This window comes from Clostridium chrysemydis, assembly GCF_015234215.1.
GTDB classification, from domain to species: Bacteria; Bacillota; Clostridia; order Clostridiales; family Clostridiaceae; genus Clostridium; species Clostridium chrysemydis.
Genome location: NZ_JADEKP010000002.1, coordinates 124205 through 137541, shown reverse-complemented (window position 1 = coordinate 137541; position 13337 = coordinate 124205). Strand labels below are relative to the sequence as shown.

Genomic DNA, 13337 nt, shown 5'->3' with positions numbered 1-13337 from the left:
TTTATTTTAATCTAAAATCTTTTTTGGCATAAAGTTTAAATAATCCGAAGAAGTCATAACGTATTCTACATCGTTTCTACGTCCGTTTAGCACTCTATTTAAAGCTGGGCCGTGTAGATGCCCATAAATAACTTTTTCTACTTTGTATTCTTCTACGATTCTTGTAAATTCAGAATCATCAAATCTTTCGTTTGTTGGTGGATAATGAAGCATTACTATAAGCTTTTCATATCCAGCTTTTTTAGCTTCGTCTAAAGAAAGTTTAAGTCTTATACATTCACGATCAAATATCTTTTTGTCGTGTTCTGTGTGTCTATCTCCTAAATTACAAGGCCATCCACGAGTTCCGCAAATAGCATAATCTTCGTATGAATAAAAATTATTTTGCAGAAATTTAGTTTTTTCAAACATTTTATTAAGTTTAGTTATACTGCTCCACCAATAATCATGATTACCTTTAGAGATTATTTTTTTACCTGGAAGACTATCTAGCCACTTTAAATCTTCTTCACTTTCAGTGGGCCTCATCGCCCAAGAAATATCACCAGCTATTAAAACAGTATCTTCTTCTGTAATATTTTCTAACCAATTCTCTTTTATCTTTTCATCATGATTTGCCCAGTTTTCACCAAATATGTCCATAGGCTTATCTGTATTAAGAGATAAATGTAGGTCTGCTATAGCATATAATGCCATTCTTATCACCTTTCCATTCTTTTATCTAAATCTGTAACATAGGCAATTACGTGAGCAACTGCTTCGTATAGTTCTGGAGGGATGTTATCTCCTACATCTACGTTGCATAAAAGGTCTGTTAGTTCTTTATTATAAACTACAGGAACATCATTATCTTTTGCATTTTCTAGTATCTTATCTGCAATATGTCCCATCCCAGCTGCTGTTACTACTGGCGCTTCTATATTCATTTCATATTTTAGTGCTGCTGCTTTTCTTCTTTGTGACACTTTTACACACCTCCAAATCATTTTTCGCCTTAAATACTTCTTTAATTATATATAGTTTTATACCATTATATCAAGTGCTCTGTTATTATCATCTGCGAAAAATTCCCTACAATCACTTAAAGATACTTCTTTTCCTCTCATACTTACGTCTATACTTGGATTAAATCCTAGAGTTTTAAGCCCTTCTATTAAAGCTTCTCTACCAGTTTTTAAAAGAGTTACATAATTATTTTCACACTTTAAATCTACTTTAAGATTTTTATTATTTACTGTAAGATAACTATCTATCATACCTAAGTTTATAGTTTTAACACTAACTACAAGCTTAACGTTTGTTTTGTCTATCTTTTTACCATCTTTTCTATCGTCTTTAATTATAAGCTTACACGGATACTCCCTTTCCTCCCTTTGAATCGGAAGGTCTAAATAATAGTATTCGTTACTTATTGAATTAAATACCTTAAAATCGTTTATGTTTTCTTTTATTAATTGCATAACTTTTTCACTTGCACTTGTATCTAAGCCTTTTAATGTTTTATTTATTATATCTTTCATAACATCAATTTTAGCCTCAGCTTCAAGCCTTACTATATCCTTGCTCTGCATCCCTTTTAAAAGTGCTTCTTTTATTTCTTCTTTCGCTTTTGGTGAAATTAAATCCTCTAATGATTTAATTTCATTTTCTAAATTCTTTAAATTTATATCTTTTGAAATAGTAGACTCCCCTTTAGAATTAGAATTTAATAAGGAATTAGTATCTTTTTCTAAAATATTTGAGTTATTTAAGTCTTTTATTTCTTTACCTACTGCTTCTGTATTATTTCCATCATCTAATAATATATTCTTATTTTCTTCAGTAATTAAACTGCTTAAGTCAACCTTTTCATTTATCACAGATTTAATAGCACTAAAACCAGGTTCCGTAAGCTTTATATCACTTTTGAAGATGTTGCTTAAAGATTTTTCTAAATCACTTTTAGTAAAGTCATAAACTGATTTATCTTCACCTAGGTTATTTTTTAATACTTCTATAAATTCATCATCATTAATACTAGATAATATATTTTGTATTTTATTTAACTCCGCGTTACCTATACCATTATTAGATTTTATTTCGTTACTTAGTATATCTTTAGTTATATTAGTTAAATCCTTGCTTCCACTTTCTGAAACAATATTTTTTAATATCTCTAAAACGCTAACCTTGCTAGAACCTTCGTATGCCTTAGATAAAGCACTATTAATATTTTCAGCATTTTTTGAAGAATTCATATTTTCTTTTATATTAGTTTCATTCTCATTAAGGGTTTGAATATTTTTAGGGTTAACATCACCTTTTATATTCTCTTTCCCTGGTTCACCCTCTTCTTTTAAGGAAATATTTTTTAATATATCAGAATTTTCTATAAGTTTTTTGCCTAGTTCTTTAAATAAATTGCTAACTCCACTTTCTTCTTTAAATAATTTATTAAAACTATCTATATTTTCTTTAGTTAAATCTATATTATTTTCTAGAAATATCATTATGTCTTCCTTTGACATAGTTTTAAAAGAACCAAAAAAGTTTTTAAGCATTTCATTTATCTTTTGACCTTCAGGACTCTTTAAATCAATACCCTTACTTTGAAGATACTTTAAAATAAAATCTTCTCCTTCTTTAGGGTTAATATTTAGCTTTTCACTAAACTGAATAATTGATTTAAACTTTTTTATATTCTCTTTAGTAAGTGGAATATCCCTTTTTATCATTTCTCTTAAAAGCTTTTCATCATCTTTTGATAATCCTTCTTTTTTTATTATCTCCTCTAGATTATCTTTTATCGTATCACCTGAAGATTTAGCTTCTTCACTTACTACTTTAAGCTTAACTTTTCCATCTTTAAAATCACTTACTTCAAATTTTAGATTTTTCCCGTTTTCTAAATCTACATTACCATCTATTTCAGCTTTAAATTGCCAACCGTCCGAAGTTTTAATGGTAACTTCATTCCCTTCACCTTTTGCTGTTATCTTACCTTTGAATTTTTCTCCAAGTTTAAAAGTTATCTTACTTGAAATTTTCTTATTCTCTACGTTATATCCGTTATTAACACCCCAAATGCTTGGCATAATTATTCCTCCAAAATCGTCTTCTTGTTCTTTAATTATCGTATTTATTAAACTTTTTTTTATAGCCATTTAAGAGTATTATGTATATCCTTAAAACACTTACTTAAAATTATATATAAAAAAAATGATTTATGTTAAAATAAATGATTGATAGGAGTGATTTTAAAATGGCAAAAAAAATCCAAACTCCAACCTATCTAAAAATTGCTATGGATATAGCTTCTAGGATAGTGAATGGAGATTTTATAGAAGGCGAAAAAATATCTGGCCGCTCAACACTTGTTAGTATATATAATGTTTCTCCAGAAACTATAAGACGTTCTCTAGCACTACTTAAAGATATGAACGTAGTAGATGTTTTTGAAAAGTCAGGAATTAGAATTCAAAGTAAAGAAAATGCGAATGAATTTTTAAAAGCTTTTAAGAGAAAAAATGAATTTGCAATGATAAAAAAGGATATTTACGATATATTAGAAGAAAAAAAATCAATAGAAGAAGAATTAGAAAACAAAATTTCTAACTTAATAGATTTTGCAACTAGCCTTAGAAATGTAGGCTTAATTATACCATATGAAAGTTTAGTAGAACCTAACAGTTTAATGATTGGTAAAACCCTAGGTGAACTTAACTTCTGGCATAAAACAGGTGCTACTATTGTTGGAGTTAAAAGAAAAGAAGAACTTTTCTTATCTCCTGGACCTAATTTTCAAATTATCCAAAATGATATTTTAGTTTATGTTTGCAATAATGATGTAGTAGATAAAGTAAAAGAATATATTACTTAAATAAAATAGTAGGATACTATATTTTTAGTATCCTACTATTTTTTCTTCTACCCTTTTTTCTTTCTACTCTTTTTTTTTTCTTTCTATCTTTCTTCTATTTCTTATATTTTTATATTAAATTAAATCTATATAGTTTTATTTTATGATGATTTTAAAAATTTTGGAACATCTGTTTTTGAATCTGCGTTGATATTTACATACATATTAACATTAAATTTACTACTTAAAGATTTCATTCTCTCAAAAAGATTATGTGTTTCACTTATGTCACAAGAAACTATGTCTAATAATTCATCAACATATATTTTATCAATATCGTAATTTTGAGAGACAATGCCACACAATAGCCCATAGAAATCTTCACAATTAGATACCTTAAAATCACACGCCGACACAAACCTTATTTTAGTATCTATATTTGATCTATTCTTTTTGCTGTAGTCAATATAAACAGCTTCCCCCTTTGAATTCATCACCCCGTTATTTGCAAGTTCAATTAGTCTTTTAGTTTTTCCCGAACCTCTCTCATCACAAAACACTTGAATCAACTTAGGACCACTCCTTATTTATAGTTATAGTTAATTTATATTCATAACAAAAAAAGATATGCAAATGTTTGCATATCTAAATAATAAAGTCACTAATTATAACTTTGTTTTTTCCAGATGATTTAGCTCTATAAAGAAGTATATCTGCCTTTTTAATTACTTTAGTTAAATTTTTACCGTCGATTGGATAAAATCCTATTCCAAAGCTTGCTGTAATACTAGCTTTATCTTCATCCATTTCTATTATATTTTCTTCTATAGATTTTCTTATATCTTCAACCTTTTCGTAAATCTCTTCTGTGCTCTTTATATCTTTTATAAAAATTGCTAATTCTTCTCCTCCATACCTTGCAAGAATAGCTCTTTTATCTAATTTACTTAAAATTAGTTTGCTAGTTTGAATTAAAACTTCGTCACCAAATTGGTGACCGTAAGTATCATTAAACTTTTTAAAATTATCTAAATCTATCATAACAACCGCATAAGGATTGTCATTAAATTCTACGTATTCGCTTATCTTTTGAAAAAAGTACTTTCTGTTGTAAATCCCAATTAGAGGATCTCTTTTAGTTAAATCTTTTAATTCTTTATAAAGCATTGCATTTTCAATAGAAATAGCTATTTGGTTTGATATAGATGTTAAAAATACTTTTTGGTCTTCATTTAAAGAATTTTTAATTGCGCTATCAACTATTATGTATCCTATAAATTTACTTCTAATTTTGATAGGAACTCCCATTATAGACCTTACTGCTACTCCATACTTCTCGTAAGATCTTAAAGGTTTATCTGAATTAAATAAAAATTCTTTTTTATTTTTTATGTAAAATATTTCTTCTTCATTTAAAACTATATCACCATCTCTAATGTTAGTTGCTTTTACCTTTAATTCACCATTTTCTTCTAGAAGAATTGTAGAATGAGATACCCCTAAAAGTCCGACTATCATATCATTTATCATAGAGACTAAATTTTTACTACTTAAATACGAGTTAACGTATTTACTTATTTCTACTATATTTACTAATGCATCAATATCTTTTTCTAGTTTAATGTTTCTTGTATTGATTTGTTGCATATTGTCTTCTACAACTTTTTGATATCCCTCGTACTCTTTCTTTAATTCCTCATACCGTTCTTTATATTTATCCATTATTTCCCCCACACCAAATATAAATGTTTATGAGTATATAATAACCTTAATTTTGATATTTATCAAATGTTTACTAATTTATATAGTGCTATTTTTCACCCTATTACTTCCTTCTATATTTACGTCCACATCTATCTTTAAATCAATTTTTGAAAGCATATTATTAACTATAAGTTTTGGATATTTTTTTTCTAAGGTATGTTCTATTCCTAAGATATCGATATTCTTTTTATTGAATTTATCAAAGAATGAGTGAAGGTATAGTGCAAGCCTTTTTTCTTCTTCCTCTTCTAATTTTTTTATAGCTTCTCTATTGTATATAAACCTTCCTTGTTCTTCTGCTAAAACAACCCTAGTTTTAATCTTTTTAGTTAATAAAACCCGGCTTCCATCGTATTCTATATCTGTTTTAGTTTTATTGTTTAAAATTTCTAAAGTTATAAACCCTTCTTTCATTTGAGGGTTTGGAATCTCAAGAGTTCCAGCACTTAAATTATTCATAAGGAAATTATAACTAAGCCCTTCTGTCACATCTATTTTTTCTAGCATAATGCTATTTTTCATAAGAACTCCACCCTTTAATTCAACTCTCTTTTGCCCTAAATCTTCACGAAGTTCTAAAGCACCTAAAAGGGCGTAGTCAGATCCTATTTGGCTTTCTGCTAAATAATCACTAATGTTTGTTGCTATAGTTCTAGAATTAACTTTGTTTTTTTGAACTAAATCATTTAAAAATACTCCAAGATACTCTTCATCACTTGCAGTTATGTTTAAAAGTTCATCTACATCTCCAAAATAAACAAATGCATAAGGCTTTGCTTGAAACTCTTGATCGTTGTTAATTAAACTTAAAAATTTATCTATCCCTTGCCTTGCTGCAGTTTCTGTAAAAATCAAAGCTCTATTTTGAGAGAAATTTATTTTATAACTAGCAGCCATATTTAAGTCTCTTATAGCCTCTAATGCTGTTTTTCCTTTTCCTTTATAAATAATTCTTTTACCACTATCTGACGATTCGTTTTCGTTTCTGTAGGGCCTTACGCAATCCATATAAGTTATAACATTCCCTACGTCATCTATATCAAAAATTATGCTTGTTGTAAATGTTACTAAGTTTATTTCTCTATAGTTATAACATCCTGAAATAATTAAAGGTAATATAAATACGATTAATAAAACTTTACTTATTTTCCTTTTCATTTTTTCCATCCTCCCTAACTATAGTTCTAGAGATCCTATCTAACTTTCCTCTTAAAATAGTATCTCTAAATGAATAGTTTTCTTTGCTTCCTATAGGGAAAAGATACGAATATCCCATACTATCTAAGTCAGCTAAGTTCATAAAAAATATGATAATAGATACAAACAATCCCGGAAGCCCAAACAAAGAACTAACTATAACAAAGGTTAATGCTGATAAGGTAACTGAACTGTATAGTTTAGGAATTAAGAAGTAGCTTATCATGCTTAAAGAAACCACTATAACTGTTATCCTAGATGCAATCCCAGCCCCAACTGCGGCTTCTCCTAAAATAAGTCCAGATACAATACTCATAGCACTTCCTATAGGCTGAGGAAGTCTGAGTCCTGCTTCTTTAATAATCTGAAAAGTTATCATCATAATTAAAACCTCTATTATTGTTGGAAGAGGTATTCCAGCTCTAGATACTGCAAGCCTAAACAAAAATAAAGATGGAATAAGTCCAAAGTGATATGTAACAACTGCAACATAAAATGCAGGAAGAAATGTTGCTAAAAAGAAAGCTATCCATCTTAAAATTCTAGTGAAATTTGCAAACTTTCTATTTAAGTAATAATCATCAGGTGCTTGAAAATTCTCTAAAAAGAAATATGGAACTGTTATAACAAATGGAGTTCCATCAACTAAAATAGCTATTCTTCCCTCCATTATTTTAGATGCAACTTCATCTGGTTTTTCAGAGTATCCTACTGTATCAAAAACAGACTGTGAACCCTTTAATTTATCTTCTACATAATTTGTATCTAATAAAAACTCTGCATCTAAATTTTTAACGATATCTTTTACTTCTTTTACAAGATCATCTTTTGCAACCCCTTTTATATACCCTAGACAAACTACAGTTTGACTCTTATTTCCAACGTATATAGGTTCAAACTTTAAATCTGGATTTTTGATTTTCCTTCTGATTAATGAGATATTATCAACAAACAGCTCATTAAACCCTTCTCTAGGTCCCTTAACGACAGCTTCTGTTTCAGGAATCCCAATTCCTCTTCTTACAAACCCCTTAGCTTCGCAATAGATTATATCTTCATACCCTTCTACAAATATAACTACATCCCCAGATAATATATGAAGCATAGCATCGTCTAAGTCTCTCTTATTTTTAACGTAACTTGCTAGATTAATCTCTAAAACATTAGTTATAAGTTCATCTAAATCTTTACAAGGATATTCTCTATTTTTGATAGGACTTACTATGTAATCACTTATAAATTCAGTACTACAAAGATTATCAATAAATACTAAAGTTGTCTTTCCAAGTACACCTTCAATTTCCCTATACTTTACATCAAAGCAATCTGAAAATCTTCTTTTTATATAATCTAATGACTTGCCCATAACTCTCCCTCCAATTTCTAATTTGCTATAAAAATATTATTCCTTTATCTATGTTTAATATTCACATTTATGTAAATACTAATTTTGTGTATTTAATTTTTTCTAAAAAGGAGTGAGAAATTTGAACAAAATCACAACTAAACACCTTATGATAATAATTTTTGCAATCTCTACTATAAGCCTTAGAACTTACTCTTCTCTTTTTATAAATTTAGGGGGCAGAGATACTTGGATAGCTGTGCTTTTAGCTGGAGTCATCATTTCCCTTTGTTTGTTTTTCGTACTTTATGTTTCAAAAAAGACTGACTCCTTTAATTTTAAAGAGGTATTAGATAAAACTTATCCTAAATTTTTAAGCAAAATTCTTTGCTTTTTGTTTGCAGTTGGTTTATTTATAACTTGTATTGAGACAGCTTCAGTTGAGAGTAGCTCTATCCACACAAACATATTTTTAGAAACTCCCTACTGGTACTGCTTACTATTTTTTATAGTACCGGCTGGATACGCTATAACTAAATCTTTTAGGAGTATTTTATCTATTACAGTTTTAATAGTTATTGCAGTATTTATAAATAATATTCTTCTATTTATATTTCTTTATGAATACATAAAAATAGATTACATAATGCCAATCCTTGGTCAAACAGTTTTAAGCGACTTTTTAATTACTTTATTGTTTTCTTTAGGTGGGCTTTCTTGTGTTTTTATATTTTTGCCATACCTTAAACTTTTAAAAGATGATAGAAAAATTTTAAAGTATTCAATCGTCACTTCTATTCTTATAATTTTAATTAGCTCTAGTAGTGTTCTTTCAGTAATTTCAACATTTGGTCCAAATAGAGCTACTAACATTTTTTACCCAGAGTTTATACAATCTCAAAGAGTTCAACTTTATGGATTTATTGAGTTTGGAAACTTGATGTTTCTATTTAGAACTGTGTGTAATTGGTTTATAAAATACCTTCTTTGCGCAACAGCAATTATATATTTATACAAAGATAAAATTAACAGCAAGAAAACATTTTCAATAGTGTTCTCTATTTTAGTATTTGTTATATCATATTTAGTTGGAACTAAGCAGTATAGACTCTTTTATATCCTTAATTTTTACCAGCTCTTTGCGCTCTTAACACTGCTTGTCATCCCACTTTTGACCTATAGTATATACTACTTCAAGTCCTCTAAAAAAAATTAACTATTTTAGCCTCTTTAACTAGAATTTTAACTTAAAAATTATTACCATTTTTTTTAAAAATATGATATAATATATGTGTATCAAATAGGACATTTCTCTAAGATAATAACTATCCCCTTAAAGCTAAGGTTTAGAAATTATCAAAGTTAATTTTCCTATTAGTTTTTAAGGAGGTATTTCAAAATGGAAGATAAGAAATTAGTATGTAAAGACTGCGGAGCTGAATTCGTATTCACTGTAGGTGAGCAAGAATTCTTTAAAGAAAAAGGATTCGATAACGAGCCAGTTAGATGTCTTGATTGTAGAAGAAAAAGAAAAGCTGAAAGAAACAACAGATAATTTTAGCTTTTCTATTAGTGCCCTAGCAATTTTGCTAGGGTTTTTGTTTATCCTTATTTAAAATACCCTTGAAAATTTGATAACTTTACATCAAATTGACATAATAAGATAACGATTTTATAATTTATATTATATAACTAAAAAGGAGTTGAATTTAATGGAAAACACAGATTCAAAAAAAGTAATCTTTAGTGGCATGCAACCTTCTGGTGAGCTTACTCTAGGAAACTATTTAGGGGCCCTTAAAAACTGGGTAAACTTGCAAGAAGAATATGACTGCTACTTCTGTGTTGTTGATTTACACGCAATAACTGTACGTCAAAAACCTGCAGATTTAAGAAGAAGAACTCTTGAACTGCTTTCAATATATATAGCATCTGGTATAGACCCTGAAAAGAACACATTCTTCATTCAATCACACGTACCAGCACATTCAGAAGCTGCTTGGCTTTTAACTTGTAACTCATACGTAGGTGAACTATCAAGAATGACTCAATACAAAGATAAATCTCAAAAAGCTGGTGATTCTATAGGGGCTGGATTATTCACTTATCCTGTACTTATGGCAGCAGACATCTTGCTATACCAAACTAATCTAGTTCCAGTTGGCAAAGACCAACTTCAACATTTAGAATTAGCACGTGATATAGCAACAAGATTTAATAACACTTACAGCCCTACTTTTGCTATCCCTGAAGGGTACACTCCAAAAATAGGTGCTAAAGTTATGAGTCTTCAAGAGCCAACTAAAAAAATGTCTAAATCAGACGATAACGTAAATTCATTTATTCTTATAATGGACCCACCAGAAGTTATAAGAAAGAAAATTTCAAGAGCCGTAACAGATAGTTTAGGTGTTATTAACTACACTGACGAACAACCTGGAGTTAAAAACCTTCTTGATATAATATCAGCTATAAAAGGAGTTTCTCCTTTAGACCTTGTAAAAGACTACGAAGGCAAAGGATATGCAGACCTTAAAGAAGATGCTGCAAATGCTATTATAGGTGAATTATCGCCAATCCAAGAAAAAGTTAAAGCTTTAATGAGCGACAAAAAAGCTTTAGAAACTATCTATAAACAAGGTGCAGAAAAAGCATCTTATGTATCAACTAAAACCCTACGCAAAATGCAAAAGAAAATAGGATTTATCCCAAGATAATTTTATTTTAAATATGCACTATGAAATTTTGAAAGAAACTCTCCTTTTCTAGGAGGGTTTCTTTTTATATTAATCTAATATTCACCCTTTTTATTGTAAATGTTTACTTTGTTTACATTTTTAGAATTTACTTCAATTTATGAGAAGAGTATCCTTATATTAAGACTTAATTTTAACTTTAATTAATAAAAGGAGTGATACTTTTTGGATATAGATAGGAGATCTAAGATAAACAGTATAATTTTCATTATCTCTTATGTTTTTATGGGTGTTTTAGGAGGTGTTACCTTAGATACTATGGTTACCTTTTTAGATGCTGACCCAGCAACTAAAACAATTGCAGCAGGTATGTCTGTAATTATGGGAATAGGCTTTTACGGGGTGCTATACTTCTTTTAGTAATACCTAAATTCGGCTACAAAAAGACATTGATATGTTCACCAGTATTTTATATTATAGGAACTATTATTTTAGTAAAATTTACATCACCTTTAATAATTGCAATATCAGCTTCTATAGTTATGATAGGTGTTTGTATGTTTGATGCTATTTTATCTCCCTATTTAACTTGTTATACAACAGAAAAAGATAGGGATAAGGTATTTTCAACTACTATGTGGACAAACGTTGTTGGTATGGTTATAGGTACATGGTCTGGAGGTAAACTTATAGCTTTAAGATTTGCAGATAGGCTCCATGTTAGCTATGACAGTGCAAAAACTTTAACAGAAAGTGTAGATAAGTTTAATTCATTACAGTTAAATGCTTATGTTGGTGCACATAGAGATGCACTTTTAATTTACACAGTAGTTGCGGTATTATGTTTAATTCCACTTATTTTTATAAAAGAAATTCCAGCTGATTATAGGAATGTAAATGCTAGTAAAAAGAAAGAAAAAATTAATTGGAAACCATTTTTAACTAAATACATACTTTTCTTTATAGTATTTTCATTCTTAATAAGATTTGGTGCTTCACTTATAACTCCATATTTTTCAGTTTTCCTAAGTAGGATGGGTATTGATAGGGCTACAACATCAGCTCTTATATCATATCAATATTTTGCTATGGTAATCTTTATGATGGCATCGCCTTGGATAGTTAAAAAACTTGGTAGAGTTGGTGCTTTAGGAGGGTTATCACTAGTATCAATACCATTTATGCTTATAATAGCTAATGGTGCTGCCTTTGGAACACATATGATAATGGCAGTAGGTTTAGGCTTATTCTTCCGTTCTGGATTTATGAATGCAGCCTCACCTGTACAACAATCATTACCTATGGAATTTGTAAATAAAGAAGCGCGTCCAGCATACAACGCAGTAATCTATGTTGCACAAGGGTTAGCCCAAGTAGTAGCTGGGCTAATTGGAGAAAGGTTTATATTTAATTTAACTAATGGTTATGGAAAAGCTTACTATATAACAGCTATAATATATACAATCGCTTGCGTAATGTTATTAGTTATCTACATGAAAAAATATAATAGACTACCAGAAGATGATAACGAAGAGGCTAATTCTGATATAGCACTTGAAGGATCATCAGACGGACAAGCACACGCTTAAAAATAATTTAAAATTATTTTTAATAAATTTCCTTTATATCTACCTTTAATATAAAACTGCTTTTTTAGATTTGTCATTTAAAATTTAAAGAAGCAGCAAAATTCTACAAGCCTCTGATTTAACTTTAATCAGAGGCTTTTAACTATTTATTTTATTCTTTTTAGCCTAGAAATTTATTTCTTAAAATATTTTACCCTTTAGTTATATATGTTATAAATAAAAAAATTATAAAAACCTAATTGAATGTTATGCTACTGTGTTGGTTTTTTATTCTAACCAAAAAGCTTGTACACTTCCCCACTTAAAATATATACCAATGATTGAAAAACATATATAAAATCTATAAATTACTTCTAAATATACTAAACTGCTTTATTAATTCTATTAAAAATCTTTTAAGTTATATCATCTACTATACTCTGAAATTTTAAGTACTTTAAATTAAATTTTACCTGCATTTTGAAATACCAACAATTTTCCATAACATTCTTATAGTTAACTTTTGATAAATGTTTTTGATCTCAAATATAGCTTGTCCTTAAACATTAAATCTTCTATATTGAAATTTAATACAAACAAGTCTATTCTATACTTCTATTTAATCCACCAAAGGCAATTACCAACACTAGAATATAACATTCCTATAGTTAATTTTTTTATCTTTCTTACTATACTCTACCAAAGGCTTGTCCTCCCCTTTTCTACATTCCCCCAAAATTTCTACATCATATATATGTTTATCTAAGTTTTATACTAAATCTCACTAATTTGTACTAAATTAATAAACGCAATTACAAACTAGTTTTATATATTTTAAATACCTTTTTAAGCTATAATATCTACTCTATTAGATCTACCAACACTAGAATATAACATTCCTATAGTTAACTTAAAATATTTCAAACTAT

The 13337-nt window shown here is 28.6% G+C and carries 13 protein-coding genes; 6 read left to right on the top strand and 7 right to left on the bottom strand.

The genetic code is table 11. The annotated features are described in order from the left end of the window. Positions 1-6: 6 nt before the first annotated feature. The 3 genes from INR60_RS08570 to INR60_RS08560 are packed head-to-tail and all read right to left on the bottom strand — an operon-like array spanning position 7 to position 3143. The gene (locus INR60_RS08570) at positions 7-696 is read right to left on the bottom strand and encodes a metallophosphoesterase (protein ID WP_194191103.1); all 690 of its coding nucleotides are present in this window, start codon (positions 694-696) and stop codon (positions 7-9) included. Positions 697-701: 5 nt separating this feature from the next. Continuing rightward, entirely contained in the window at positions 702-965 is a 264-nt protein-coding gene (locus INR60_RS08565; protein WP_194191102.1) for an EscU/YscU/HrcU family type III secretion system export apparatus switch protein, read from the bottom strand. A gap of 57 nt (positions 966-1022) precedes the next feature. Further along, the gene (locus INR60_RS08560; RefSeq protein WP_194191101.1) at positions 1023-3143 is read right to left on the bottom strand and encodes a flagellar hook-length control protein FliK; all 2121 of its coding nucleotides are present in this window, start codon (positions 3141-3143) and stop codon (positions 1023-1025) included. A 98-nt stretch (positions 3144-3241) separates the two neighbouring features. Here INR60_RS08560 and INR60_RS08555 point away from each other — a divergent pair, with 98 nt between their 5' ends. Next, positions 3242-3859, top strand: a complete 618-nt coding sequence (locus INR60_RS08555) for a GntR family transcriptional regulator (protein ID WP_194191100.1) — start codon at positions 3242-3244, stop codon at positions 3857-3859. A gap of 140 nt (positions 3860-3999) precedes the next feature. Here the strand turns inward: INR60_RS08555 and INR60_RS08550 are convergent, their stop codons facing one another. The 4 genes from INR60_RS08550 to INR60_RS08535 all read right to left on the bottom strand — a co-directional run bounded on the left by INR60_RS08550 (position 4000) and on the right by INR60_RS08535 (position 8165). After that, positions 4000-4407: a hypothetical protein gene (locus INR60_RS08550; RefSeq protein ID WP_194191099.1), complete on the bottom strand. Its 408-nt coding sequence runs from the start codon at positions 4405-4407 to the stop codon at positions 4000-4002. A gap of 76 nt (positions 4408-4483) precedes the next feature. Continuing rightward, positions 4484-5560: a sensor domain-containing diguanylate cyclase gene (locus tag INR60_RS08545; RefSeq protein ID WP_194191098.1), complete on the bottom strand. Its 1077-nt coding sequence runs from the start codon at positions 5558-5560 to the stop codon at positions 4484-4486. A 78-nt stretch (positions 5561-5638) separates the two neighbouring features. After that, entirely contained in the window at positions 5639-6760 is a 1122-nt protein-coding gene (locus INR60_RS08540) for a Ger(x)C family spore germination protein (protein ID WP_194191097.1), read from the bottom strand. Beyond that, on the bottom strand, positions 6741-8165 hold the full coding sequence (locus INR60_RS08535; RefSeq protein ID WP_194191096.1) for a spore germination protein: 1425 nt from the start codon (positions 8163-8165) through the stop codon (positions 6741-6743). Before INR60_RS08535 ends, INR60_RS08540 begins: the two co-directional genes overlap by 20 nt. Before the next feature lie 121 nt (positions 8166-8286). Here INR60_RS08535 and INR60_RS08530 point away from each other — a divergent pair, with 121 nt between their 5' ends. The 5 genes from INR60_RS08530 to INR60_RS08510 all read left to right on the top strand — a co-directional run bounded on the left by INR60_RS08530 (position 8287) and on the right by INR60_RS08510 (position 12429). Next, positions 8287-9360: an endospore germination permease gene (locus INR60_RS08530; RefSeq protein WP_194191095.1), complete on the top strand. Its 1074-nt coding sequence runs from the start codon at positions 8287-8289 to the stop codon at positions 9358-9360. 183 nt (positions 9361-9543) lie between these two features. Next, a complete protein-coding gene (locus INR60_RS08525; protein WP_194191094.1) occupies positions 9544-9699 on the top strand; it encodes a zinc-ribbon domain-containing protein in 156 nt (51 codons plus the stop codon). A gap of 157 nt (positions 9700-9856) precedes the next feature. Next, on the top strand, positions 9857-10861 hold the full coding sequence (gene trpS, locus INR60_RS08520; protein ID WP_194191093.1) for a tryptophan--tRNA ligase: 1005 nt from the start codon (positions 9857-9859) through the stop codon (positions 10859-10861). Positions 10862-11065: 204 nt separating this feature from the next. After that, positions 11066-11260: a hypothetical protein gene (locus tag INR60_RS08515; protein ID WP_194191092.1), complete on the top strand. Its 195-nt coding sequence runs from the start codon at positions 11066-11068 to the stop codon at positions 11258-11260. Beyond that, positions 11248-12429 carry an MFS transporter gene (locus tag INR60_RS08510; RefSeq protein ID WP_338015014.1) on the top strand — a complete coding sequence of 394 codons (1182 nt, stop codon included), beginning with the start codon at positions 11248-11250 and terminating at the stop codon, positions 12427-12429. Before INR60_RS08515 ends, INR60_RS08510 begins: the two co-directional genes overlap by 13 nt. Positions 12430-13337 lie beyond the last annotated feature (908 nt).